We start from the raw sequence: 25,194 nt of genomic DNA on the forward strand, positions 1-25,194 counted from the left end.
CTCTTTGTTTCAAATCCGGTAAAACACCGTTGCATCTAAGACTAAGGTCGTCTGGTTGCCGTCCAACAGCCGCATAAAGTAAGGGCGTGGGTTTCATCCCCTACCTGTGCTGCTAGGACAAAAACAATGAACGACAGCATTTACCTCTCGATACAAAACAGCCCCCGTTTCAAGGAGCTGGTCACCAAACGCGAACGGTTCGCCTGGATTCTCTCGGCGATCATGCTCGGCCTTTACTGCGCCTTCATCCTCCTGATTGCCTACGGTCCTCAAGTACTGGGCGCCAAGCTCAGCCCTGAGTCGTCGATTACCTGGGGCATTCCCCTGGGCGTCGGCCTGATCGTTTCGGCATTCGTCCTGACCGCCATCTACGTACGCCGCGCCAACGGCGAATTCGATGAGCTGAACAAGGCCATCCTGAAGGAGGCGCAACAATGATTCGCCACGCCAAAACCCTGGCCGTACTGGCCTGCGGAGCCTTCGCACCCGCCGTGTGGGCTGCCGATGCCCTGACCGGCGAGGTGCAGAAACAACCGCTGAACGTTTCCGCCATTGCCATGTTCGTGGCCTTTGTCGCCTTCACCCTCGGCATCACCTACTGGGCGTCCAAGCGCAACAAGTCAGCGTCGGACTACTACGCTGCCGGCGGCAAGATCACTGGCTTCCAGAACGGCCTGGCAATTGCCGGCGACTACATGTCGGCCGCCTCGTTCCTGGGTATTTCCGCGCTGGTGTTCACCTCTGGCTACGATGGCCTGATCTACTCCATCGGTTTCCTGGTCGGCTGGCCGATCATCCTCTTCCTGATTGCCGAACGCCTGCGCAACCTGGGCAAGTACACCTTCGCCGACGTGGCCTCGTACCGCCTCGGGCAAAAGGAAATCCGCACCCTGTCGGCGTCCGGTTCGCTGGTGGTGGTGGCGTTCTACCTGATCGCCCAGATGGTCGGTGCCGGCAAGCTGATCGAGCTGCTGTTCGGCCTGGACTACCACGTGGCGGTTATCCTGGTGGGTATCCTGATGTGCCTGTACGTGCTGTTCGGCGGCATGCTGGCCACCACCTGGGTACAGATCATCAAGGCCGTGCTGCTGCTGTCCGGTGCCAGCTTCATGGCGCTGATGGTCATGAAACACGTGGGCTTCGACTTCAACACCCTGTTCTCCGAAGCCATCAAGGTACACGCCAAGGGCGAAGCGATCATGAGCCCGGGTGGCCTGGTCAAAGACCCGATCTCGGCGTTCTCGCTGGGCCTGGCGCTGATGTTCGGTACCGCAGGCCTGCCGCACATCCTGATGCGCTTCTTCACCGTCAGTGACGCCAAGGAAGCCCGCAAGAGCGTGCTGTACGCCACTGGCTTCATCGGCTACTTCTACATCCTCACCTTCATCATCGGCTTTGGCGCCATCCTGCTGGTCAGCACCAACCCGGACTTCAAGGACGCCGCTGGCGCCCTGCTGGGTGGTAACAACATGGCGGCGGTGCACCTGGCCAATGCCGTGGGTGGCAGCGTGTTCCTGGGCTTCATTTCGGCGGTCGCCTTCGCCACCATCCTGGCGGTGGTTGCCGGCCTGACCCTGGCCGGTGCCTCGGCGGTGTCCCACGACCTGTACGCCAGCGTATGGCGCAAGGGCAAGGCCAACGACAAGGACGAGATCCGCGTATCGAAGATCACCACCGTCGCCCTGGGCGTGCTGGCGATCGGCCTGGGTATCCTGTTCGAGAAGCAGAACATCGCCTTCATGGTGGGCCTGGCGTTCTCCATCGCGGCCAGCTGCAACTTCCCGGTGCTGCTGCTTTCGATGTACTGGAAAAAGCTCACCACCCGCGGCGCCATGATTGGCGGCTGGCTGGGCCTGGTGAGTGCGGTGACGCTGATGATCCTCGGCCCGACCATCTGGGTGCAGATCCTCGGCCACGAGAAAGCCATCTACCCGTACGAGTACCCGGCGCTGTTCTCGATGGCCATTGCCTTCGTCAGCATCTGGTTCTTTTCGGTCACCGACAAGTCCAAGGCGGCTGACGACGAACGTGCGCTGTTCTACCCGCAGTTCGTGCGTTCGCAAACGGGCCTGGGTGCCAGTGGGGCGGTGTCTCACTAACGCTTGAACGCTGATACACAACGCCCCGCCAGTCGGGGCGTTGTCGTTTCTGGCTGATCGTCTTTCAAGTCGTTGGGAAATTTCCGAAGCCCGTTCGGAACGGTCCTAGTTAGCGGCGAGCTGCAAAGTTGAACAATCTCCTTGCTCACCGGAAAAGTCCGGTAGGCATTACCTTATCAAGGAGATAGCCCCCCGTGAAACGTTCGCTGCTTGCCCTGCCCCTGACCCTGCTGTTTGCCGGTGCCGCCTTTGCCGTTGACCCTATCGAGAAGCAAGTGCAAATCGTCGCGCAGGTGCCGACCGATGCCTTCTTCGTCGAGCCAGTCGGCGGCAACTGGATGAACGATCCGCAAGAAATGGTCTGGAACTCCTATCAGCAAAAACTCGACCCGATCCGCAAGGAACTGCAGGTCAAGAGCACCGTCGGCCCGATCACTGCCTACCTGGTATCGCCGGCAGTGATCGCCAGCGGTACCCACAACATCGGCCTGGACGTGACAGTGGGCGATACCGTCCTGAAGACAACGCCAGCTGAGGTCGTCAGCGCTGCGCAAGCGGCCTCGGGCGCCACCGTCGGTTTCAACGTCGCGGCCCAGGCGGCCCCCTCGACCGGGTATGAGCCAGGCAACTACCAAGGCTTGGTGAGCATGATCTTCGAAACCGCTGCGCCCTGATTCCGCCCCCAGCGTTCATCAACGTTTCCTGCACCGGCCTTCGCTTCTAGCGAGGGGCGGGCAGGTCTTGCCTGCAAGCGATGCCCATGACCGATCACTCTTTCATCGCTGCCACACGCTGCTGGCTGACGCTGGCCGCCACCCTTGCGCTATGGTCCGTAACAGGCCCGGCAGTGAGTGCTACCTTGGGTGCGGCCGAAGGATTGCCGAAGGAATTCGAGGCGCATTTCTTCGACGTGCCATTGGCCGTTCGGATCGACTTGGATGGCCGCTACTTGGGCGACGCTATGGTAGTCCTCGACCGCGATCAGCGTGTGCAGCTACTTGAATTCACCGACACCCTCGAAAGCCGCGAGCCCGAAAGCCTGCGCCGCCGCTGGCGGGAGCGGCTGGCCAATCCTCGATACCTGGGGGATTGCCGGGGAGACTGCCCTGACGGCTTGCGTGCCGTGCATTACAGCCTGGTCAATTCGCAGTTGTCTTTGCTGACCGACCAGGCCGAAGTGTCCGGCACCGCTGAGCGCTATCACCGCCTGCCAGAACAGGGCAGCCATGGCCTGCTGCTGCGCAACCAGCTCAACCTGCTGAATGATGGCCAGGCAACCAGTGGCCGATACGCCTTGCAGGGGCAGGGCAGTGTCGGGCAATGGACCGCCTTGGCCGAAGGCCAACTCGACCGTGGCAGTGACAACCGCCAGGGCACCCGCTACCGGGTCGACCAACTCTATGGTGAACGCCTGGTAGAGGACCATTTCTACCGCCTGGGGTACTTCACCCCCGGCGCCCAAGGGCTGACGCGCCAGCCCAGGCTGATGGGAGCCAGCCCAGACACCACCGTGGGGGTGATGTTCGGCAGCAGCGACAGCTTGCTGATCGACAGCGCCGCGCCCAGTGCCACGCCGATCTATGTCACCCCCAACCGCCCGGCAATCGCCGAAATCTATCGCAACGGCGTGCTGATCAACAGCCAGCCCGTGCAGCCCGGTTTGCAGACACTCGACACTAAAGTGCTGCCAGGCGGCATCTATGAAGTCGAGGTGCGCCTGGTCGAGGATGGCCAGGAAAGCTCGCGCAGCCAGGCATTCATCTACAAGCCAGGCAACTGGCGCAGCACGGATGCCCCTTGGCGCTATAACCTGTACCTCGGGCAGCAGACCCGCCAGTTCAGCAACTGGCAGCATGACAAGGACGATACCCTAGCCGCCGGAGTGCTGGCCAATTACCTGCTGCACCCGCGCGCAATCCTCGGCTTGTCTGCCCAACGCATCGACGATGCCCTGCAGTATGGAACGTCGCTGGACTGGGACGTGCGTGACCGTTTCAAGTTGTATGGCAACCTGTTCCAGGCCCAAGGCCATGGCAACGGCTATGATCTGCAGCTGATCCATGCCTATGAAGGTGGTTCGCTGGTAGCCAGCCACAGCCGCAGTTGGCTGGCCCGGTCGCAACGGGATCGACAGGACGACCAAGCCGCGCGGCCATTCCAGGCGCGCCAGACGCAATCGTCCTTGTCGCTGAGCCACCGGCTGGACCCGCGCAACACCGCCAGTGTGCGCCTGTCCCACAGCAGCGGCGGTGATGCCGGTACCGGTGTCGATCTGGGTTGGTCCTACTACGGTCGGCTGCTGGGCTCCGATGCCAACTGGCGCCTGACGCTGTTCGACCGCCCCGGCAACAGCGCCACCGGTGATGCACGCAGTCGAGGGGTCAACCTTAGCCTCAGCATGAGCCTGGGTGGCAATGGGCGGCGTGTGTCTGCCAGCGTCGGCAGCCGCACATCACGCGATGGCGGCCGCGATCTCAACACGTCGCTTGGCTATCAGCAGGACGTCGAACTTGGGCCCCTGCGCAGCGTTGGCGCCACCCTCAGCGCCGATCGCTATGGTGCAGGCCTGGAGGGCGAGACCCAGTTCGAGAGCCAAGTGCTGCATGGCGATGCCTACGTGCAGCGTTCCTCGTATAACGGTGAATTCAGCGGTGGCCTTAACCTGGAGAGCCTGGTTGCCATCGGTGCTGGCAAAGCTGCCGTCAGTGGCCAGTACCTGCCGCATCAGGCGGCGCTGATCGTCGATGTAGACAGCGACATCGACGGCCTGAAGTTGCGTGCCGACGATGCGCTGGGCGCCAACTTGCACCCTGGGCGCAACATCATCCCAGTGACGCCTTACAAGGCCGGGCATGTGCAATTCGATTTCGACAATGGCGATACCACGGCGGCGGTAATCCAGCCGTCGAGCATGGATTATCACCTTAACCGTGGAGGCATCGAATACCGCCAGTTGCGTGTGTTGCGCACGGTGACCGTGCTGGGGCGTTTGCTCGATGGCCAAGGGCAACCTCTGCGCGGCGCCCAGGTGGTCAATCACGCCAGCCGCAGTGTCAGCGAGGCCGATGGTTTTTTCGCCGTGGAAATGAGCCACACCACACCCACCCTGGACGTTCGCCTGCGCGGCCAGGCGTTGTGCCTGCTGCGTCTGGACCTGGCCACTTTGCCTCGTGAAGGCGACGTGCTGTTGGCCGGCGACCAGCGCTGCCTGCCTGAGTACGCGACGTCGGTGGGCATGGCGCGGGAGCCAGCCCAATGAATACCGGCAGCCGCTTTTCCGAAGGCGTTTTCAGAAACGTCCTACTGCTTTCCTCGTGGCCGCTAGCTGCGCTGAGCAATAACCTAACCCAATGGACCCAGGGAGCTTTGCAATGAGAGTGCCCCAGATACTGGCCATCGCACTGTTGGCCATGCCGCTGGCTGCAGCGGCCGCACCCGAGCTGAATATCGGTGGTTTGTATGACTACCTTGACGGCAACAAAAGTACCCTGCTCAAGAAGGTGCGCAATGGCGGCGACAGCACGGCGTTCGTCAAGGTCAGTGTCGTCGAGCTGGTGTATGACGAAGCTGGTGTAGCGCGGGAGATCGACACCGAAGGCCTGCCGCTGGAGCAACGAGGCCTGGTCGCCAGCCCCGCCCGGTTGATCGTGCCGGCCAAGGGCATGCAGGTGGTGCGCCTGCTGTATCGCGGCTCGCGGGCCGAGGAACGCTATTTCCGCCTGCGCTTCATGCCCGTGTTGCCAGAGTTGGGTGACGGATTTGCCGTGGACGAGCAACAGGCCCAACAGTATCGAGACAGCCTCAGGGCGGGAGTGAATTTGCTGGCCGGTTTTGGTTCGCTGCTGTTCGTCAGGCCTGCGCAGGCGCACTACCAGACGCCGGTCCGGCGGGAGGGCGGGTTGTTGACCGTGGTCAACGAGGGCAATGCCACCGTGGTGCTTGACCATTTTCGTCAGTGCCGCGCACCGCAGGAGGCTTGCGAGCCGGCCACCAAGCATCACTTGCTACCTGGGCGTAGCCGCCAGTTTGAGGGGGATGTTGCGCACGTTCACCAGTTCGAGCTTCACGAAGGTGACCAGCGCACGGCCATGGTATTGAAGCGATGAAAGTGTTGATGAAGCTGCTGGCAGGTTCCTGGTTGGGAGGCGTACTGTGGCTTGCCCCACCCGTTGCTTTGGCACTCGATGTGACGATAACGGCGCAGTATCTGGGAGGGGGAACGGGGCGGTTCGACAACACCACGCCGCCAGGTGGATTGTGCAGCAGCTGGTTCGCTACATGCAGGACCCGCACGACGGTAACGTTACCCATCACCTACGATAAGAAAACCACCAAGGGCGCTGCCGATCCACGCGATCTTTTCTATGTCGGCTTGCCGGCGAAGCGTGAGGTCGATATCTATCACGATACAACCGGCGAATCGCGACGCCTTACGTTCGAGTGGACGGCCCTCAGTCAGCGAGTGCAGATTGCCAGTCATTTTTATAATCACCCGCTTTACAATCTGACCCTTAGTGGCGGGTGCAGAGCGGTGGGGAGTGTTAGTCAGGAACGGCCCGCCAAGGTCAGCTACCTATGGGATATCACCCAGCCGTCGGCCCCTTCACCTTGCTGGGGCTTTGGTCGGGCTGCACCGAACGGACGGGTGGAAATTGCTTCGGTACTGGAAACCAGCGTTGCTTATGCAATGAACATCACCCCCCCTTTTCGGATGCCAAGTGGCACCTACCGGGGCAGCGTGACTTACAGTATTGGCCCTGGCGGCGACTTTGACTTTGGCAACGATGTCACAGCCCTGAGCGGCAACAGCCTGACCGTAAACTTCGTGCTCGATGTACAGCACGCTTTCCTCTTCGAGTTCCCGCCAGGCTCCGAGCGTGCGGTGCTGGAGCCGCCAGGTGGCTGGCAAGCCTGGCTGGCCGGCGGCAAGCCACCCCAACGGCTCAATCGCGACCTGCCATTCAGGGCCTGGTCAACAGGCCCGTTCAAGGTTTACAAGCTCTGCCAGTACGATGTGGGTCCCGAGTGCGGGATTCGCAACGAGCACAATGATCAGGTGCCAGTACTGGTCGCACTCACCCTCCCAGGGGGTATCCAGCACGCTGGGGGGCAGGTTGAACGCCTTGCCCTGCCAAGTGGCGCTCAGGCGGCGCTGCAGTTCGACGCTGTGACACCGACCCTCAACCGTCGCGGCCAGCTGCATTTCGACGTTGACAGGAGCCAGGTGCAAAACATGCTGAAGCATCCCGGCAGTACTTACACCGGGCAGGTAACCGTCGTCTTCGATGCTGAACTGTAGGCATCACCAACGAGAGAGGCACCATGCACACAGCCCTGGTGGTCGATGACCACCCCTTTATCCGCGCTACCGTCTGCATGCTGTTGCGCCAGCAGCGTGTGCAGGTGGTTGGCCAGGCGGACAATGGCATAGACGCCGTGCGCCTGGTACGCGAGTTGGCGCCGGACCTGGTGATCCTCGACATTGCGATGCCAGGCCTGGACGGGTTGGAAGTGATCGCCCGGATCAAAGCCTGCGGCCTTGCGTGCAAGGTCGTGGTGCTGACCTCGCAACTGGCCGAAGCTTACTCACTGCGTTGCCTGCAGGCCGGTGCCGCAGGTTATGTGGCCAAGACCGATGACCTGGACGAACTGGGCAAGGCCGTCGCTGCCGTGCTGTCGGGCTTCACCTACTACCCTGAAGTGGCGATGAGCTCGGTTTGCAGGCGCGACCTGCGCACCAGTGAAGCCCAGTGCATTGCCAGCCTCACCGACCGTGAATTGACGGTGCTGCTGTACCTGGCCCGTGGCTATGGCAACAAGGCCATCGGTGAAACCATGCTGTTGAGCAACAAGACCATCAGCACCTACAAAACGCGCCTGCTGGAAAAGCTCAGGCTCACTTCGGTCGTTGACCTGGCGGATTTCGCACGCCGCAATCAACTGATCTGAACGTGCTTTTGCGTGACGCTGAAGCCATGTCGGTGGCGTTGATCCATGTCGTTGCGTGTACTGGTGGTAGATGATGCGTTGATCAACCGCTTGTTGCTGTCACAACAGCTCGATCATCTCGGGCATCAGGTTCAACTGGCCGAAGACGGCGCACAGGCGCTACGCCTGTGGCTCGGTGGTCATTTTGATGGGGTGATCACTGACTGCAACATGCCCCGGCTTGACGGGTATGCCCTGGCGCGCGCCATCCGTGAGCACGAGCGGCGCAGTGGCCGGCCACAGTGCCGGGTTATCGGCATGACAGCTACGTTTACACCCGCGGTTCGGGCGCGTTGCCGCGCAGCCGGGATGGATGACTGCCTGCTGAAGCCGCTGAGCCTGAAGCGCCTGGTACAAACGTTGGCCCCGATCTGCCCTGCAGTGCTCGACATTGAACATGTGCAGCGCCTTGTGGGTAATGACAAGGCAGCACTGCACGCGTTACTGGAAGCGTTGCGCTCCAGCAACGTTCAAGACTTTCAGCAACTGAGCGAGTTACAGGAGAACGTTGAGGCCTTGGGCCTACTCGCCCATCGCATCAAAGGGGCTGCGCGCATCGCCCGCGCCAGGGAGGTGGTTTACCAGTGCGAGCGTCTGGAACGCCAATGTAGCGACAAGACGCTCGCACCCGTCGACCTGAAAAGGGACGTGGAGGCACTTCGCCAAGCGATGCTGTATCTGGATCGCCAACTGGCCTCACACGCCCTGCGGTCAAATCATGCCGAGTAACAGGAGCACCAGCAGAATCACCAGTACCACGCCCACGATGCCCGAAGGGCCGTAGCCCCAGCTACGCGAGTGTGGGAAGACCGGTAAGCCACCAATCAGCAGAAGGATCAGGATGATGATGAGAATCGTGGTCATGACGGAATCCTTGCATGGTTGAGGGTCAAGGGCCTCTAACGGCTGGCCTCTTGTAAGTAAGGACCGGCGCCGCGCGGGAAAGATTCCATTTGTGTGCAGCCGGGCGGGCGTAACTGACCATGGAGTCATGCCCACCCATTCACTACCCTGATGAACCCTGCCTGTGCGCCTGGTCTTGATTAGACTCGCTGCACAACCACTTGGAACAAGGCCAGCCACCATGCAAAACCGCATCATGATCACCGGCGCCGGGTCCGGCCTCGGCCGCGAGATCGCCCTGCGCTGGGCGCGTGAGGGCTGGCGCCTGGCGCTGGCCGATGTCAATGAAACCGGCCTGCGCGAAACCCTGGCGCTGGCCCGCGAAGCGGGCGGCGATGGCTTCGTTCAGCGCTGTGACGTGCGTGACTATAGCCAGCTGACAGCCCTGGCCCAGGCCTGCACCGAGCAGTTCGGCGGCATCGACGTGATCGTCAACAATGCCGGTGTTGCCTCGGGCGGGTTCTTCGCCGAATTGTCGCTGGAAGACTGGGACTGGCAGATCGCGGTCAACCTGATGGGCGTGGTCAAGGGCTGCAAGGCCTTTTTGCCGCTGCTGGAGCGCAGCAAGGGCCGCATCATCAACGTCGCCTCGATGGCCGCGCTGATGCAGGGGCCGGGCATGAGCAACTACAACGTGGCCAAGGCCGGTGTGTTGGCCCTGTCGGAAAGCCTGCTGGTGGAACTGCGCCAGCTGGAGGTGGCGGTGCATGTGGTGTGCCCATCGTTCTTCCAGACCAACCTGCTGGACTCGTTCCGTGGCCCGAACCCGGCGATGAAGGCGCAGGTTGGCAAGTTGCTGGAAGGCTCGCCGATCAGCGCGGCGGACATTGCCGACTACATCCATCAACAGGTCGCCGCTGGCGAGTTTCTCATCCTGCCGCACGAGGCAGGGCGACAAGCCTGGCAACTGAAACGCCAGGCCCCTGAGCGGCTGTATGACGAGATGGCCGAAATGGCGGTGAAAATGCGCGCAAAAGCCCAATCGCGATGAATGGTCTGTAGGAGAAGCTACCCGGCAATGTAGGGCTCTTCTGAATAGTGATGGAGCTATTGAGTAGCCGAATGCCTACGAGGCAGGCTCTGGTTTTCCCGTTGGCAGGAGGATCGGAACATGCTGGTAATAGGGCGCGAAGTAGGCGAGATCATCGTGATCGGTGATGACATCCGGATAATGGTGGTAGAGACCCGGGACGGGGTCGTGCGCTTTGGCGTCGATGCCCCGCGTGAGGTGCCGGTGCATCGGGCCGAGGTGTACAAGCGCATCAAAGCGGCGAAGCAGGGCAAGGCCTGACCCGCTATTCCAGTAGCTCACGGGGCACGTCATGCTTGGCCAGCAACTGGCACTGCTGGCTCTCAAGGTCGAACAGGATGAACGCCTGCCCCTTGGCCAATGCCTGGCGTACCCGCAGCACCCGGGTTTCCAGTGGGGTATCGTCGCCATTGTCGGTGCCGTCGCGGGTGACGAAGTCTTCGATCAGGCGGGTCAGGGTTTCGGCTTGCAGTTGGTCGTAGGGGATCAGCATGGCAGGTGTTGTCTGAAGTAGGTGTGGGCATGCTACGCGAAACATTCGATATTTTGGGGACGCAAAGCGGCCCCAAACGTCCTCAACCTTTATTGCCAACCAGGCTGTCCACCGCCGGCACCCGCGTGTCGCTCTCCATTTGCGCATCATGCTCCAACTGGTGGCTGAAGCGCTCGAGCGAAGCATTGGCCGGCTGCGAGTCGCTGGCGAACACCGGTGGGCTCAGCAGGTAAGCCGACAACAACCGGCTCAGCGCTGCCAGGCTGTCGATATGGGTGCGCTCATACCCATGGGTGGCATCACAACCGAATGCCACCAGCGCCGTACGAATATCGTGCCCCGCGGTCACCGCTGAATGGGCGTCGCTGAAGTAATAGCGGAACAGGTCGCGCCGCACCGGCACGTCGTGGTCGCCGGCCAGTTTCAGCAGGTGCCGGGACAGGTGGTAGTCGTAAGGCCCCGACGAATCCTGCATGGCCACGCTCACCGCGTGCTCGCTAGACGCTTGGCCGGGCGCTACCGGGGCAATGTCGATGCCGACGAACTCGCTGACATCCCAGGGCAGGGCGCCCGCCGCTCCCGAGCCGGTTTCTTCGGTGATGGTGAACAGTGGGTGGCAGTCGATCAGTGGTTGCTGACCGCTTTCAACCACGGCCTTCAGTGCCGCCAGCAGCGCGGCTACGCCGGCCTTGTCGTCCAGGTGTCGGGCGCTGATGTGGCCGCTTTCGGTGAACTCGGGCAAGGGGTCGAAGGCCACGAAGTCACCAATGCTCACGCCCAGCGCCTCGCAATCGGCACGGGTGGCGCAATAGGCATCCAGGCGCACTTCCACATGCTCCCAGCTCACCGGCATCTGGTCGATGGCGGTGTTGAAGGCGTGCCCGCTGGCCATCAGCGGCAGCACGCTGCCACGGTATACGCCAGTATCGGTGAATACGCTGACACGACTGCCTTCGGCGAAGCGGCTGGACCAGCAACCCACCGGTGCCAGGGCCAGGCGGCCGTTGTCCTGCAGCTGGCGCACGCTGGCACCGATGGTGTCCAGGTGGGCGGATACGGCACGGTCGGGGGAGGTTTGCCGGCCCTTGAGCGTGGCGCGGATGGTGCCGCGCCGGGTCAGCTCGAAGGGGATGCCCAGCTCGTCCAGGCGCTCGGCCACGTAGCGCACGATGGTGTCGGTGAAACCGGTGGGGCTGGGGATGGCGAGCATCTCCAGCAGCACGCGTTTGAGGTATTCGAGATCGGGTTCGGGATGTCGGTCGGACATGGTCGGGGACTCCTTTAATCCTGTGCTGGCCTCTTCGCGGGCATGCCCACGAAGAGGCCAGCAGCCTTTACGCCAGAGGCCGGCTATGCGGAAACAGCAGGTCGATAAAACGCTCGGCGGTAGGCTGCGGTTCATGGTTGGCCAACCCGGCACGCTCGTTGGCCTCGATGATCACGTACTCCGGCTGCCCGGCATCGCGCACCATGAAGTCCAGCCCCACCACCGGTATCTCCAGTGCCCGCGCAGCGCGCACGGCAGCGTCTGCCAGTACCGGGTGCAGGCGTTCGGTCACGTCTTCCAGGGTGCCGCCGGTGTGCAGGTTGGCGGTGCGCCGCACGGCCAGGCGCTGGTCGGCGGGCAATACGTCGTCATAGCCAAAGCCTGCCGCCCGTAACGTGCGCTCGGTTTCATCGTCCAGCGGAATGCGGCTTTCACCAGCGGTTGCCGCCTGGCGACGGCGGCTCTGGGCATCGATCAACTGGCGGATGCTATGCCTGCCGTCGCCCAGCACCTGGGCCGGGTGGCGGATGGCAGCGGCCACCACTTCGTAGCCGATCACCACGATGCGCAGGTCGAGCCCGGCATGAAAGCTCTCCAGCAGCACGCGGCTGTCGAACTGGCGGGCGTGCGCCACGGCGCGGGTGATGTCGTCGATGCAGGTCAGGTTTACCGCCACGCCCTGGCCTTGCTCGCCATCCACCGGCTTGACCACCACTGCGCCATGCTCATCGAGAAACGCCAGGTTGTCGTCAGCATTGCCCGCCAGCTGCTGCGCCGGCACCTGCAGCCCGGCGTTGTGCAGCGCATGCCGGGTCAGGCGTTTGTCCTGGCACAGGGTCATGGTCACGGCGCTGGTCAGGTCACTGAGGGATTCGCGGCAGCGAATGCGCCGCCCGCCCAGGCTCAGGGTGAACAGGCCGCCAGCGGCATCGTCTACCTGCACGTCGATACCCCGGCGCAGGGCTTCGTCAACGATGATGCGGGCGTAGGGGTTCAGCTCGGCTTCAGGGCCCGGGCCCAAAAACAGCTGCTGATTGATGCCGTTCTTGCGCTTGACCGCAAAGGTGGGCAGGTTGCGAAAGCCCAGTTTCTGGTACAGGCGCTTGGCCTGGCGGTTGTCATGCAGCACCGACAGGTCGAGGTAGGCCAGGCCCCGGCTCATGAAGTGCTCGATCAGGTGGCGCACCAGCACTTCACCCACGCCGGGGCGGGTGCACTGCGGGTCCACTGCCAGGCACCACAGGCTGCTGCCGTGCTCCGGGTCGTCGAAGGCCTTGGCGTGGTTCAGGCCCATGACGCTGCCGATCACCGCGCCGCTGTCTTCGTCTTCGGCTAGCCAGAACACCGGGCCGCCCAGGTGCCGGGGGGTCAGCAGCGTGGCGTCCACCGGCAACATGCCGCGTGCTTGATACAGGGTGTTGATGGCCTGCCAGTCGGCCGGGTTCTGTGCCCGGCGTACGCGAAAGCCGCGGAACACCCGCTGCGCCGGACGGTAGTCGGTGAACCACAGGCGTAAGGTGTCGGACGGGTCGAGAAACAGCTGTTGCGGCGCCTGGGCCAGCAACTGCTGTGGCGCGGCCACGTACAGGGCGATATCGCGTTCGCCGGGGCGTTCGTCCAGCAGGTCATTCGCCAGACTGACCGGGTTGGGGTAGGTGTGGCCGATCAGCAGCCGGCCCCAGCCACAATGCACGGCACGTGGCTGGTCGTGGGGCTGGCTGCCGTCGCCGGCCAGGCGTGCCTGCAGGCGCTCGTAGGATGGCGCCTGGCCGCGCAGCAGGCGCTGACCGTAAGCGATTTCATGGGCTTTCATCGGTCAGATTCCTTGTTCGCTCAGCCACAGGTTAAGCGCCGCCAGTTGCCATAGCTTGGATCCGCGCAGCGGTGTCAGCTGGCCATGCGGGTTGCTGAGCAGGCGGTCGAGCATGGCCGGGTTGAACAGCCCACGGTCCTGGCTGGGGTCGGTCAGCAGCTCGCGTACCCAACCCAGGGTGGCGCCTTCCAGGTGCTTCAGGCCCGGTACCGGGAAGTAGCCCTTCTTGCGGTCGATCACCTCATGCGGGATCACCCGTCGCGCTGCCTGCTTGAGCACCTGCTTGCCGCCGTCGGGCAATTTGAAGCGCGCCGGAATGCGCGCCGACAGTTCCACCAGGCGGTAGTCGAGGAACGGTGTGCGTGCCTCCAGGCCCCAGGCCATGGTCATGTTGTCCACGCGCTTGACCGGGTCGTCCACCAGCATCACCGTGCTGTCCAGGCGCAGGGCCTTGTCCACTGCATCCCGGGCACCGGGGCGGGCGAAGTGTTCGCGTACGAAGTCGCCGGCCGCGTCGGTTTCCAGTAGCCAGGGCGCCTGCACGGTGTTGCGGTACTCGGCGTGGCTGCGGTCGAAGAACGCGTCGCGATAGGCGGCATAGGCATCCTCGGCGCCGTCCACCTGCGGGTACCAGTGGTAGCCGGCGAACAGCTCGTCCGCGCCCTGGCCGCTTTGCACGCCCTTGCAATGCTTGGCCACTTCCCGTGACAGCAGGTAGAAGGCGATGCAGTCGTGGCTGACCATCGGCTCGCTCATGGCACGGAACGCGGCCGGCAGTTGGTCGATGATCTCGTGTTCGGCAATGCGCAGCTGGTGGTGGCGTGTGCCGTAGTGTTTGGCGATCAGGTCGGAATACTGGAACTCGTCGCCACGTTCGCCGCCAGCGTCTTCAAAGCCGATGGAGAACGTCGACAGGTCGTCCACGCCCACTTCGCGCAGCAGGCCGACCAGCAGGCTGGAGTCGACCCCGCCGGACAGCAGCACACCCACGTCCACTGCAGCACGCTGACGGATGGCCACAGCGTCGCGTGTGGCGTCGAGCACGCGGGTGGTCCAGCCTTCCAGGTCCAGCTCGCGCTCGTCCGGGTTGGCGCCGTATTTCAGCTGCCACCAGGTCTGGCGTTCCACTTCACCATGGCAGTCGATGCGCATCCAGGTGCCGGGCTCCAGCTTCTGCACATTGGCCAGCAAAGTGCGCGGTGCCGGTACCACAGCGTGGAAGTTCAGGTAATGGTTAAGCGCCACCGGGTCGAGCACAGGGTCGATGTCGCCACCCTTGAGCAGGGCCGGCAGGGTCGAGGCGAAGCGCAGGCGCTCGCCGTTGCGCGACAGGTACAGGGGTTTGACGCCCAGGCGGTCGCGGGCCAGGAACAGGCGCTGGTTGTCGCGCTCCCAGATGGCCAGCGCGAACATGCCGTTAAGCTTGGGCAGCAACGCCGCGCCCCAGGCGTGGTAACCCTTCAGCAGCACCTCGGTATCGCCGTCGGACCAGAAGGTATAGCCCAGGTCCTGTAGCTCCTGGCGCAGTTCGGGGAAGTTGTAGATGGCACCGTTGAAGGCCAGTGACAGGCCCAGGGTGTTGTCGACCATCGGCTGCGCCGAACCGTCGGACAAGTCCATGATTTTCAGGCGCCGGTGGCCCAGGGCGATCGGGCCCTGGCTATGGAAGCCCCAGGCATCCGGGCCACGCGGGGCCAGGTGATGGGTGATGCGCTCTACCGCAGCCAGGTCGGCTGGGCGAGGGGCTTGGTCGATGGGGGTGAAACGCAACTCTCCTGCTAATCCGCACATAAGTCCTTACCGGTTTTTCCGTTGGGGAGGGGGTGCCCCGGATTAGGGCACCTTAAGGAACTGACCTATGTGATTTTTGAGAGTTTTAGAACGATTTGTTATATGAGGTTGAGAGGGTAGCTGCTTGTCGTGAGCTTTGTGGTGTTGCGCGAATCGAGCGCCGCGCGGGCGGCGCTCGATCTCACAGGCGCAGCAAATCCGTCGGCAAGCCCCCGATGCAATCACTTACCCCGAATCAGCTTACGCAACGCAAACCGGTTCGGATGACAAGCCTCCGCCACTGCCCGCGGCAACGGCAACGGTTCCCCGCAGACCCAAGCCGCCACCAGCTCGCCACTTAGCGGCGCCGTGATCAACCCGCGCGACCCGTGCCCGCTGTTCACATACAACCCCTCCAGCCAAGGGCAGGCCACATCCGGCACCTGACGCGCATCCCGACTCAGCACCGCATAGGCCTGGGCAAACGCCTGCACATCAGCTACCGGCCCCACGATCGGCAGGTAATCCGGGCTGGTGCAACGGAAGGCTGCGCGCCCCTGCAACTGCTCAGGGGCCAACTCGGCTGTGCCCAGGCGCTGGGCCAGGTCGACGGAAATCTCGTCCAGCAGCGCCAGGTTGCCCTGGTGTTCGGCAACCGTTGGCGCCAGGTCTTCGCTGTGGAAGTCGAAGCTTGCGCCCAAGGTATGCTCGTCCCCGCGGGGTGGCGCTACATAGCCCTCTGCGCATACCACCGTGCTGAGCATGCGGCTGCCGGCAGTGGCCGGCAGCCGGGTAATCTGCCCGCGAATACGTTTGAGCGGCAACTGTGCGCAAGGCTCGAAACGCCGAACGTCGGCGGCACCGGCCAGGATGACCACAGGCGCACTGGCCAGCAGGCGCTCACCCGCCCAGGCTTGCCACTGGTCATCCACCTTGCGCAGCTCAAGCACTTCCTGGTGTGTCATCAGCTGAATCCCCGGGTGCTGCAACTGCTGCTGGCACAGGGCAGGCGGGTGCACCCAACCGCCCTCGGGGTAGAACAGGCCGCCGGCAGGCAGGGCCACACCGGCAATGGCTTCGGCCTCGGTGCGCGCCAGGGTGTGCAGCAAGGCGTGGTCGAAAGCGGCAGCCAGCTTGCCTTGGCGTTCGGCCTCTTTGCTGTCGAAGGCCAGTTGCAGCACCCCGCAGGCATCCCAGTCCTGGCCACGCTGCAAGCGCTCGAGCTGGCGACGGGTGTAGCCGAAGCCGGACAGAATCATTTGCGACAGCGCGGTGCCATGCGCAGACAGCTTGAGGTACAGCACCCCCTGCGGGTTGCCCGAGGCTTCCCGGGCCGGTGCATCGTGGCGTTCCAGCACGGTCACCTGCCAGCCACGCCGGGCCAGGCTGGCAGCGGTTGTGCTGCCAGCGAGCCCGGCTCCGATCACGAGCGCTTCACGCGGTCCTGGAATGGCCGGCGGGCGCGCATACCAAGGCGCATTGGGGCCGGGCCGGGGGCCGACGTAAGCGCCGCTCATCACTTCCCACTTCTTGCCGATGCCCGGCACCTTCTTCATGGCGAAGCCGGCTTCGACCAGGCTGCGGCGTACCCAACCCGTGGTGGTGAAGGTGCCCAGCACGGTGCCGGCGTGCGACAGCCGCGCCAGTTGCGCAAACAGCTCCGGGGTCCACATGTCGGGGTTCTTCGCCGGGGCGAAACCATCGAGGAACCACACATCGATCTGCGCATCGAGCTGCGGCAGCTGTTCCAGTACATCACCGACCAGCAGTGTGAGGGTGACCCTGCCCTCGGCGAAGGTGAATTGCTGGAAGCCCTGGTGAACCGCCACGTATTGCGCCAGCAGCGGCTCGGTGTAGGCGGCAAGCTCCGGCCACAGGTGCACTGCGCGGGCCATGTCGGCCAGGCTGAGTGGGTATTTCTCGACGCTGACGAAGTGCAGCCGCGCGTTGCTGTGGGCATGTTCTTCAAACAGCTGCCAAGCGCAGAAAAAGTTCATGCCAGTGCCAAAGCCGGTTTCGCCGATCACCAGGCAGGCGTGCGGGGCCAGGTTGGCAAAACGCTCGGCCAGGCGGGTCTGGCCGAGGAACACATGCTTGGTTTCTTCGATGCCTTCGTTGACCGCGAAGTAGACGTCATCGTATTGCCGCGAGTGGGGGCGGCCCTGGTCGTCCCAGTCGATCTGGGCGTGCTGGAGGAGGGTGGACATGGTTGGCTCGGTTGCAGCAGATGGGCGGGATTTTATGCCATCTGGTGATTTTGCACAGGCACAGGCGGCCCACAAATCCGCTAGTCTTGCTTATCCATTGAAGGAGCCAGTGCATGTTTGAATCCGCCGAAATCGGCCACAGCATCGACAAGGAGGCTTACGACGCCGAGGTACCCGCTTTACGCGAGGCCCTGCTCGAAGCCCAGTACGAACTCAAGCAGCAGGCGCGTTTCCCGGTGATCGTGCTGATCAACGGCATCGAAGGTGCCGGCAAGGGTGAGACGGTAAAACTGCTCAACGAGTGGATGGACCCGCGCATGATCGATGTGCTCACCTTCGACCAGCAGACCGACGAAGAGCTGGCTCGCCCGCCGGCCTGGCGCTATTGGCGGGCCTTGCCCCCCAAGGGGCGGATGGGCGTGTTCTTCGGCAACTGGTACAGCCAGATGCTGCAGGGGCGGGTGCACGGGGTATTCAAGGATGCCGTGCTCGACCAGGCCATCATGGGCGCCGAGCGGCTGGAGCAGATGCTGTGCGATGAAGGTGCGCTGATCATCAAGTTCTGGTTCCACCTGTCCAAGAAGCAGATGAAGGCGCGGTTGAAATCGCTCAAGGACGACCCGCTGCACAGCTGGAAGATCAGCCCGCTGGACTGGCAGCAGTCCGAAACCTACGACCGTTTTGTGCGCTTTGGCGAGCGCGTGCTGCGCCGCACCAGCCGCGACTATGCGCCGTGGCATATCATCGAGGGCGTCGACCCGAACTACCGTAGCCTGGCGGTAGGGCGCATCCTGCTGGAAAGCCTGCAAGCCGCGCTGGCCCACAACCCCAAGGGCAAGCACCAGGGCAACGTGGCCCCGCTGGGCCGCAGTATCGACGGCCGCAGCCTGCTGGGCGCCCTGGACATGACCCTGCGGCTGGACAAATCCGACTACCAGGAACAGCTGGTCACCGAACAGGCCCGCCTGGCCGGCCTGCTGCGCGACAAGCACATGCGCAGGCACGCGTTGGTGGCGGTGTTCGAAGGCAACGACGCTGCCGGCAAGGGCGGCGCCATCCGCCGGGTGGCGGCGGCGCTGGACCCGCGCCAGTACCGTATCGTGCCGATTGCCGCACCCACCGAAGAAGAACGCGCGCAGCCTTACCTGTGGCGATTCTGGCGGCATATCCCGGCACGCGGCAAGTTCACCATTTTCGACCGATCCTGGTATGGCCGGGTGCTGGTCGAGCGGGTGGAGGGCTTCTGCAGCCCGGCCGACTGGATGCGCGCCTACAGCGAGATCAACGACTTTGAAGAGCAGTTGGTGAATGCCGGCGTGGTGTTGGTCAAGTTCTGGCTGGCGATTGATCAGCAGACCCAGCTGGAACGTTTCGAGGAGCGTGAGCAGATCCCGTTCAAGCGTTACAAGATCACCGAGGACGACTGGCGCAACCGCGACAAGTGGGACGACTACGTCCAGGCCGTAGGCGACATGGTCGACCGCACCAGCAGCGAGATTGCGCCGTGGACGTTGGTAGAGGCCAACGACAAGCGCTGGGCGCGGGTTAAGGTGTTGCGCACCATCAACCAGGCGCTCGAGGCGGCGTTTGCCAAGGACAAAAAATAGCTGAAGTGCTCGGCTGCCTGTACCGGCCTCTTAGCGGGCAAGCCCGCGAAGAGGCCGGTACAGGTTATAGGTGGTTCAGCCTTTACCACCCGGTGCCAGCATGTTCTCCGGCCTTACCCACTGGTCGAACTGCTCATTGGTCAGGTACTTCAACTCCAGCGCCGCCTCGCGCAAGGTCTTGCCCTCGCTATAAGCCTTCTTGGCAATCTCCGCCGACTTGTCATAGCCAATATGCGGGTTAAGCGCCGTCACCAGCATCAACCCGCGCTCCAGGTGCTCAGCCATCTGCCCGGCATCCGGCTCGATACCCGCCACGCAGTGCTCCTGAAAGTTGCGACAGCCATCCGCCAGCAACTCGATCGACTGCAACAGGTTATGGATGATCACCGGCTTGAACACGTTCAGTTGCAAGTGCCCTTGGCTGGCGGCAAAGCCGATGGCCGCGTCGTTGCCCAGCACCTGGCAGGCCAGCATCGACAGCGCCTCGCACTGGGTAGGGTTGACCTTGCCCGGCATGATCGAGCTGCCGGGTTCGTTGGCTGGCAGTCGCACTTCGGCCAGCCCGGCGCGAGGGCCGGAACCGAGCAGGCGCAGGTCGTTGGCAATTTTCATCAGGGCCACGGCCAGGGTCTTCAGGGCGCCCGCCAGGCTGGTCAGCGGTTCGTGGCCGGCGAGGGCGGCAAACTTGTTTGGCGCAGTGACGAACGGCAGGCCGGACTCCGCCGCCAGTTCGGCAGCGATGGCCTCGGCAAAACCATGCGGTGCATTAAGGCCGGTACCCACGGCGGTGCCGCCCTGGGCCAGCTCACAGACCGCCGGCAGGGTGGCGCGGATGGCTCGCTGGGCGTAATCGAGCTGGGCAACGAAGGCCGAGACTTCCTGGCCGAAGGTGATTGGCGTGGCATCCATCATGTGCGTGCGGCCGGTCTTCACCAGCTTTTGGTGGCGCGCCGACAACTCGGCCAGGCCCGACGACAGTTCGGCGATGGCCGGCAGCAGTTTTTCATGCACTGCCTGGGCGGCAGCAATGTGCATGGCGGTGGGGAAGCAGTCGTTGGAGCTTTGCGAGCGGTTGACGTGGTCGTTGGGGTGCACCGGTGCCTTGCCGCCACGGCCCTTGCCGGCCAGTTCGTTGGCGCGCCCGGCAATCACTTCGTTGACGTTCATGTTGCTCTGGGTGCCGCTGCCGGTTTGCCAGACGACCAACGGAAACTGGTCGTCATGCTGGCCATCCAGCACTTCGTCGGCGGCCTGTTCGATCAGCCGGGCGATGTCGGCCGGCAGGGCGCCATTGCGGTCGTTGACGCGTGCAGCGGCCTTCTTGATCAGCGCCAGGGCGTGCAGCACCGCAAGGGGCATGCGTTCCTTGCCAATGGCGAAGTTGATCAGCGAACGCTGGGTCTGCGCACCCCAATAGGCGTCCTCCGGAACTTCGACCGGGCCCAGGCTGTCTGTCTCGATACGGCTCATTCTGTACGCACTCCTGTGTAGTTCGAATTCGCAGTTTAGGCCCTGAATCGACAGAGCGGTTCCGTCGCTCGTCGTGCCACTTGAGCACATCGCCACCACGGCGCAGAATGCTCTACTCTGAGGTACCCGCCTCCCTCTCTTTGAAGGAAATGCAATGACCCGTCTCCGTGTCCTTTGTGCCGCCGTTGCCCTGGTTTGCGCCAGCGGCCAGGTGCTCGCTGCCACCGCCAGCCATAACGCTGCTGCCGAGAAGTTCCTGACCCTGGCCAACGCCGACAAGCTGGGCACCCCGGTTTATATGCAAGTGCAGCAGATGTTCGCCCAGCGCTTCGCCCAGACCAAGGCCCCGGCCGCCAAGCAGCCGGTACTGGAAAGCTATCAGGCCAAGGCCAACGCCGCACTGGACAACGCCATCGGCTGGAACAAGCTGAAGCCGAAGATGGTCGACCTGTACACCCAGACGTTCACCGAGCAGGAACTGAAAGACCTGGTCAAGTTCTACGAATCGCCGCTGGGCAAGAAAGTGCTGCGTGAAATGCCCAAGGTCACCCAGCAGTCGGCCCAGCTGACCCAGCAGAGCCTGGAGCCCGCAGTACCGGTGGTGAACAAGCTGCTGGAAGACATGACCAAAGAGCTGGACCCGAACGCGGGCAAGGCCGCCGCGCCGGCGAAGAAGTGAGTACGCCGCAATGACCATGCAGCAGCGCATTGAACAGCAACTGTCGGCCTTGGCGCCGGAACACCTGCAAGTGCTCAACGAAAGCCACATGCACAGTCGTGGTCAGGAGACCCACTACAAGGCAGTGATCGTCAGCGAGCAGTTTGCCGGGTTGAACAGCGTCAAGCGCCACCAGAAGGTGTACGCCACCATGGGTGAGCTGATGGGCGAAATTCACGCCCTGGCCATCCACACCTACACCGCCGAAGAGTGGGCCAAGGTCGGCGTTGCACCGGCCTCGCCGGTGTGTGCGGGCGGCGGGCACTGAAACCTTTCTGTCGTTCTGGTAGAATTCGCAACGCGCCGCTTGTCGGCGCGTTTTTATTTGTCAACCCGGTCCGCCCCTTACGAGGGCAACCACCTGGAGAACCTGCTTCATGTCTCAAGCCATCGTCGTCGCGGCGCTGTACAAGTTCGTCACCCTGGAAGACTACGTCGAGCTGCGTGAGCCGCTGCTCAAGGCCATGCTCGACAACAACGTCAAAGGCACCCTGCTGCTGGCCCACGAGGGCATCAACGGCACCGTGTCGGCCACCCGCGAAGGCATCGATGGCCTGCTGGCCTGGCTGCGCAACGACCCGCGCCTGGTCGATGTCGACCACAAAGAGTCGTACTGCGACGAACAGCCGTTCTACCGCACCAAGGTCAAGCTCAAGAAAGAAATCGTCACCCTCGGCGTGCCAGGCGTAGACCCCAACCAGGCGGTCGGCACCTATGTCGAGCCCAAGGACTGGAACGCCCTGATCAGCGACCCGGAAGTGCTGCTGATCGACACCCGCAACGACTACGAAGTGGCCATTGGTACCTTCAAAGGTGCCATCGACCCCAAGACCGAGACCTTCCGCGAGTTCCCGGAGTACATCAAGGCCAACTTCGACCCGAGCAAGCACAAGAAGGTGGCCATGTTCTGCACCGGCGGCATCCGTTGCGAAAAAGCCTCCAGCTACATGCTCGGTGAAGGCTTCGAGGCGGTCTATCATCTTAAGGGCGGTATCCTGAAATACTTCGAGGAAGTGCCTCAGGAAGAAAGCCTGTGGGACGGCGACTGCTTCGTCTTCGACAACCGCGTCACGGTGCGCCATGACCTGAGCGAAGGCGAGTACGACCAGTGCCACGCCTGCCGCCACCCGATCAATGCAGAGGAGCGCGCGTCCGAGCACTATTCGCCAGGGGTCAGCTGCCCGCATTGCTGGGACACCTTGAGCGAAAAGACCCGGCGCAGTGCCATCGATCGGCAGAAGCAGATCGAGCTGGCCAAGGCCCGCAACCTGCCGCACCCGATCGGTTACAACTACAAAGCCGAGGCTTGAGGCATGTCTGCACGCCTGATCTATGTGATGGACCCGATGTGCTCCTGGTGCTGGGGTTTCGCGCCAGTGGCGGCGGCCCTGATCGCCCAGGCGCGTGAGGCCGGTATCGCCACCCGTCTGGTGGTGGGCGGGCTGCGCACGGGTGGCAGTGCGCTGGACAGCTCTACCCGCAAGTACATCCTCGAACACTGGCAGGCGGTGGCCGACGCCACCGGCCAGCCGTTCCGCTTCGAGGGGGCCATGCCCGACGGCTTCGTCTACGACACCGAACCGGCCTGCCGTGCCCTGGTCACGGCCCGCGAGCTGGACGCCGAGCGCGTCTGGCCGCTGCTGGCGCTGATTCAGCGTTCGTTCTACGAGCAGGGCGTGGATGTGACCACCGCGCCGCAGCTGGTCGAGCTGGCCGAGCAGGCGGGCTTCGACCGTGCCGTGTTCGCCGAAACCTTCGCCCGTGCCGATACCCGTGCGGCCACTGCGGCCGACTTCAGCTGGGCACAGGACCTGGGTATCGCCGGTTTCCCGACCTTGCTGGCCGAGCGCAACGGCCAACTGGCCCTGCTGACCAACGGCTACCAGCCGCTGGAGCGCCTGCAACCCTTGCTCGGCCGTTGGCTGCAGCAGGCCGCCTGTGCTTGATGCGCCTGGGTCACCCGACCCGGTACCGGGCAAGCCATACACTGCGGCCGATCGACTGAGCTGGGCGGAAATCCGCCGTCTGGCCCTGCACCACAAGCAAAACCTCTGGTCCGCCAACCTCATCGCTGTGCTGGCGGCGTGTTGCAGCGTGCCCATTCCGCTGCTGCTGCCGCTGCTGGTGGATGAAGTGCTGCTGGGCCATGGCGATGCCGCGCTGAAGTGGATGAACCACCTGCTGCCGTCCAGCTGGCAGGTGGCAGCCGGCTACATCGGCCTGATGCTGGTGCTCACCCTGTGCCTGCGCCTGGCGGCGCTGGCGTTCAACGTGATCCAGGCCAAGCTGTTTGCCGGCTTGGCCAAGGACATCGTCTACCGCCTGCGAATTCGCCTTATAGAGCGGCTCAAGCGCATTTCGCTGAAAGAATACGAAAGCCTGGGCAGCGGCACGGTAACCACTCACCTGGTCACCGACCTGGACACCCTCGACAAGTTCGTGGGCGAAACCCTCAGCCGTTTCCTGGTGGCCATGCTGACGTTGACCGGCACGGCGGCAATCCTGATCTGGATGCACTGGCAGCTGGCGTTGCTGATCTTGCTGTTCAACCCGCTGGTGATCTACTTCACCGTGCAGCTGGGCAAGCGCGTCAAACACCTGAAAAAGCTCGAAAACGACAGCACCGCGCGTTTTACCCAGGCGCTGGCGGAAACGCTCGATGCCATCCAGGAAATCCGTGCCGGCAACCGCCAGGGCTACTTCCTGGGCCGCCTTGGCCTGCGTGCCCGCGAAGTGCGCGACTACGCTGTGGATTCGCAGTGGAAAAGCGATGCCAGTGGCCGTGCCAGTGGCCTGCTGTTCCAGTTCGGCATCGACATTTTCCGGGCAGCCGCCATGCTCACCGTGCTGTTCTCCGACTTGTCGATCGGCCAGATGCTGGCGGTGTTCAGCTACCTGTGGTTCATGATCGGCCCGGTCGAACAGCTGCTCAACCTGCAATACGCCTACTATGCCGCTGGCGGTGCGCTGAGCCGCCTCAACGAGCTGTTGGCGCGTGCTGACGAGCCGCAGTACCCGGCCGCCTGCGACCCGTTCGTCGGGCGTGACACGGTGGGTATAGAGGTGCGCGACTTGCGTTTTGCCTATGCCGACGAGCCAGTGCTGGATAACCTGGACCTGTCCATCGCCCCGGGTGAAAAGGTAGCGATTGTCGGTGCCAGTGGCGGCGGCAAAAGCACCTTGGTGCAACTGTTGCTGGGCCTCTATAGCGCCCAGGCCGGTACCATCCGCTTTGGGGGTGCCAGCCTGCAGGAAATCGGCCTGGAAACCCTGCGTGAAAACGTGGCGGTGGTGTTGCAGCACCCGTCACTGTTCAACGACACCGTACGCGCCAACCTGAACATGGGCCGCGACTGCAGCGACGACGCCTGCTGGCAAGCGCTGCGCATCGCTCAGCTGGATGCCACCGTTGCGGCCTTGCCGCAGGGCCTGGACAGTGTGGTGGGGCGTTCCGGCGTGCGCTTGTCCGGCGGCCAGCGTCAGCGCCTGGCCATCGCCCGCATGGTGTTGGCCGAGCCCAAGGTGGTGATCCTCGACGAGGCCACCTCGGCGCTGGACGCTGCCACCGAGTACAACCTGCATCAGGCATTGGCGCGCTTCCTCAGCGGCCGTACCACGCTGATCATCGCCCACCGCCTGTCGGCCGTGAAACAGGCCGACCGGGTGCTGGTATTCGATGGTGGGCATGTCGCCGAAGAGGGTGGCCACCAGCAACTGATTGCCGAGGGTGGGTTATACGCCAAGCTTTATGGGCACCTGCAGCAAAGCTGACGTTCAAACTGTACAAATCCCCCGATTCCCTGTCATAAAAATCCCCTCCACAACGATG

23 protein-coding genes are annotated in these 25,194 nt (G+C 63.3%); 16 read left to right on the plus strand and 7 right to left on the minus strand.

Features of this window, described 5'->3' with window-relative positions; genetic code table 11:
* The first annotated feature begins 126 nt into the window (after window positions 1-126).
* From FHW75_RS11455 to FHW75_RS11490, 8 genes are all read left to right on the plus strand, one after another.
* A complete protein-coding gene (locus tag FHW75_RS11455; protein ID WP_016715535.1) occupies window positions 127-438 on the plus strand; it encodes a DUF485 domain-containing protein in 312 nt (103 codons plus the stop codon).
* Window positions 435-2,099 (plus strand): cation acetate symporter, encoded by a 1,665-nt coding sequence (locus FHW75_RS11460; RefSeq protein ID WP_016715536.1) that lies wholly within the window; start codon window positions 435-437, stop codon window positions 2,097-2,099. Before FHW75_RS11455 ends, FHW75_RS11460 begins: the two co-directional genes overlap by 4 nt.
* Window positions 2,100-2,293: 194 nt before the next feature.
* On the plus strand, window positions 2,294-2,773 hold the full coding sequence (locus FHW75_RS11465) for a CS1 type fimbrial major subunit (RefSeq protein ID WP_019096997.1): 480 nt from the start codon (window positions 2,294-2,296) through the stop codon (window positions 2,771-2,773).
* An 86-nt stretch (window positions 2,774-2,859) separates the two neighbouring features.
* Window positions 2,860-5,358, plus strand: coding sequence for a CS1-pili formation C-terminal domain-containing protein (locus FHW75_RS11470; RefSeq protein WP_159266004.1), 2,499 nt, complete (start codon window positions 2,860-2,862; stop codon window positions 5,356-5,358).
* A 112-nt stretch (window positions 5,359-5,470) separates the two neighbouring features.
* Complete coding sequence (locus tag FHW75_RS11475) at window positions 5,471-6,205, plus strand: hypothetical protein (RefSeq protein ID WP_019096995.1); 735 nt, start codon at window positions 5,471-5,473, stop codon at window positions 6,203-6,205.
* Window positions 6,202-7,398 carry a hypothetical protein gene (locus FHW75_RS11480; RefSeq protein WP_174244666.1) on the plus strand — a complete coding sequence of 399 codons (1,197 nt, stop codon included), beginning with the start codon at window positions 6,202-6,204 and terminating at the stop codon, window positions 7,396-7,398. Before FHW75_RS11475 ends, FHW75_RS11480 begins: the two co-directional genes overlap by 4 nt.
* A 23-nt stretch (window positions 7,399-7,421) precedes the next feature.
* On the plus strand, window positions 7,422-8,048 hold the full coding sequence (locus FHW75_RS11485; RefSeq protein WP_019096993.1) for a response regulator transcription factor: 627 nt from the start codon (window positions 7,422-7,424) through the stop codon (window positions 8,046-8,048).
* A gap of 45 nt (window positions 8,049-8,093) precedes the next feature.
* Entirely contained in the window at window positions 8,094-8,816 is a 723-nt protein-coding gene (locus FHW75_RS11490; protein WP_019096992.1) for a response regulator, read from the plus strand.
* Here the strand turns inward: FHW75_RS11490 and FHW75_RS11495 are convergent.
* Entirely contained in the window at window positions 8,799-8,951 is a 153-nt protein-coding gene (locus tag FHW75_RS11495; RefSeq protein WP_012271016.1) for a DUF3309 family protein, read from the minus strand. The genes FHW75_RS11490 and FHW75_RS11495 overlap by 18 nt on opposite strands.
* Before the next feature lie 220 nt (window positions 8,952-9,171).
* Between FHW75_RS11495 and FHW75_RS11500 the strand changes: the two genes are divergently transcribed.
* Window positions 9,172-9,981: an SDR family oxidoreductase gene (locus FHW75_RS11500; RefSeq protein ID WP_019096991.1), complete on the plus strand. Its 810-nt coding sequence runs from the start codon at window positions 9,172-9,174 to the stop codon at window positions 9,979-9,981.
* Window positions 9,982-10,101: 120 nt separating this feature from the next.
* Window positions 10,102-10,281, plus strand: a complete 180-nt coding sequence (gene csrA / locus FHW75_RS11505) for a carbon storage regulator CsrA (protein WP_019096990.1) — start codon at window positions 10,102-10,104, stop codon at window positions 10,279-10,281.
* Window positions 10,282-10,285: 4 nt separating this feature from the next.
* Here the strand turns inward: csrA and FHW75_RS11510 are convergent, their stop codons facing one another.
* The 5 genes from FHW75_RS11510 to mnmC all read right to left on the minus strand — a co-directional run bounded on the left by FHW75_RS11510 (window position 10,286) and on the right by mnmC (window position 17,570).
* The gene (locus tag FHW75_RS11510) at window positions 10,286-10,513 is read right to left on the minus strand and encodes a YheU family protein (RefSeq protein ID WP_004575803.1); all 228 of its coding nucleotides are present in this window, start codon (window positions 10,511-10,513) and stop codon (window positions 10,286-10,288) included.
* 82 nt (window positions 10,514-10,595) lie between these two features.
* Window positions 10,596-11,780 carry an osmoprotectant NAGGN system M42 family peptidase gene (locus tag FHW75_RS11515; protein ID WP_025754907.1) on the minus strand — a complete coding sequence of 395 codons (1,185 nt, stop codon included), beginning with the start codon at window positions 11,778-11,780 and terminating at the stop codon, window positions 10,596-10,598.
* 67 nt (window positions 11,781-11,847) lie between these two features.
* On the minus strand, window positions 11,848-13,593 hold the full coding sequence (gene ngg, locus FHW75_RS11520) for an N-acetylglutaminylglutamine synthetase (protein WP_019096988.1): 1,746 nt from the start codon (window positions 13,591-13,593) through the stop codon (window positions 11,848-11,850).
* A 3-nt stretch (window positions 13,594-13,596) separates the two neighbouring features.
* Complete coding sequence (locus tag FHW75_RS11525; RefSeq protein ID WP_019096987.1) at window positions 13,597-15,384, minus strand: N-acetylglutaminylglutamine amidotransferase; 1,788 nt, start codon at window positions 15,382-15,384, stop codon at window positions 13,597-13,599.
* Between the two features lie 221 nt (window positions 15,385-15,605).
* Window positions 15,606-17,570: a bifunctional tRNA (5-methylaminomethyl-2-thiouridine)(34)-methyltransferase MnmD/FAD-dependent 5-carboxymethylaminomethyl-2-thiouridine(34) oxidoreductase MnmC gene (gene mnmC / locus FHW75_RS11530; RefSeq protein WP_183673665.1), complete on the minus strand. Its 1,965-nt coding sequence runs from the start codon at window positions 17,568-17,570 to the stop codon at window positions 15,606-15,608.
* Window positions 17,571-17,683: 113 nt separating this feature from the next.
* Between mnmC and pap the strand changes: the two genes are divergently transcribed.
* Window positions 17,684-19,177: a polyphosphate:AMP phosphotransferase gene (gene pap / locus FHW75_RS11535; protein WP_019096985.1), complete on the plus strand. Its 1,494-nt coding sequence runs from the start codon at window positions 17,684-17,686 to the stop codon at window positions 19,175-19,177.
* Window positions 19,178-19,252: 75 nt separating this feature from the next.
* On the opposite strand, the gene FHW75_RS11540 is transcribed toward pap, so the two are convergent.
* Complete coding sequence (locus FHW75_RS11540) at window positions 19,253-20,647, minus strand: class II fumarate hydratase (RefSeq protein ID WP_019096984.1); 1,395 nt, start codon at window positions 20,645-20,647, stop codon at window positions 19,253-19,255.
* A gap of 154 nt (window positions 20,648-20,801) precedes the next feature.
* Between FHW75_RS11540 and FHW75_RS11545 the strand changes: the two genes are divergently transcribed.
* The 5 genes from FHW75_RS11545 to FHW75_RS11565 all read left to right on the plus strand — a co-directional run bounded on the left by FHW75_RS11545 (window position 20,802) and on the right by FHW75_RS11565 (window position 25,136).
* A complete protein-coding gene (locus tag FHW75_RS11545; RefSeq protein ID WP_003252642.1) occupies window positions 20,802-21,326 on the plus strand; it encodes a DUF2059 domain-containing protein in 525 nt (174 codons plus the stop codon).
* 10 nt (window positions 21,327-21,336) lie between these two features.
* Entirely contained in the window at window positions 21,337-21,633 is a 297-nt protein-coding gene (locus FHW75_RS11550) for a BolA family transcriptional regulator (protein WP_183673667.1), read from the plus strand.
* 109 nt (window positions 21,634-21,742) lie between these two features.
* Window positions 21,743-22,675, plus strand: coding sequence for a rhodanese-related sulfurtransferase (locus FHW75_RS11555; RefSeq protein WP_016715011.1), 933 nt, complete (start codon window positions 21,743-21,745; stop codon window positions 22,673-22,675).
* Between the two features lie 3 nt (window positions 22,676-22,678).
* Window positions 22,679-23,311 carry a DsbA family protein gene (locus FHW75_RS11560; protein ID WP_016715012.1) on the plus strand — a complete coding sequence of 211 codons (633 nt, stop codon included), beginning with the start codon at window positions 22,679-22,681 and terminating at the stop codon, window positions 23,309-23,311.
* Window positions 23,304-25,136 carry an ABC transporter ATP-binding protein gene (locus FHW75_RS11565; RefSeq protein WP_019096981.1) on the plus strand — a complete coding sequence of 611 codons (1,833 nt, stop codon included), beginning with the start codon at window positions 23,304-23,306 and terminating at the stop codon, window positions 25,134-25,136. Before FHW75_RS11560 ends, FHW75_RS11565 begins: the two co-directional genes overlap by 8 nt.
* Window positions 25,137-25,194 lie beyond the last annotated feature (58 nt).

It is taken from the genome of Pseudomonas sp. OG7 (genome assembly GCF_014192825.1).
Lineage (GTDB): Bacteria > Pseudomonadota > Gammaproteobacteria > Pseudomonadales > Pseudomonadaceae > Aquipseudomonas > Aquipseudomonas monteilii.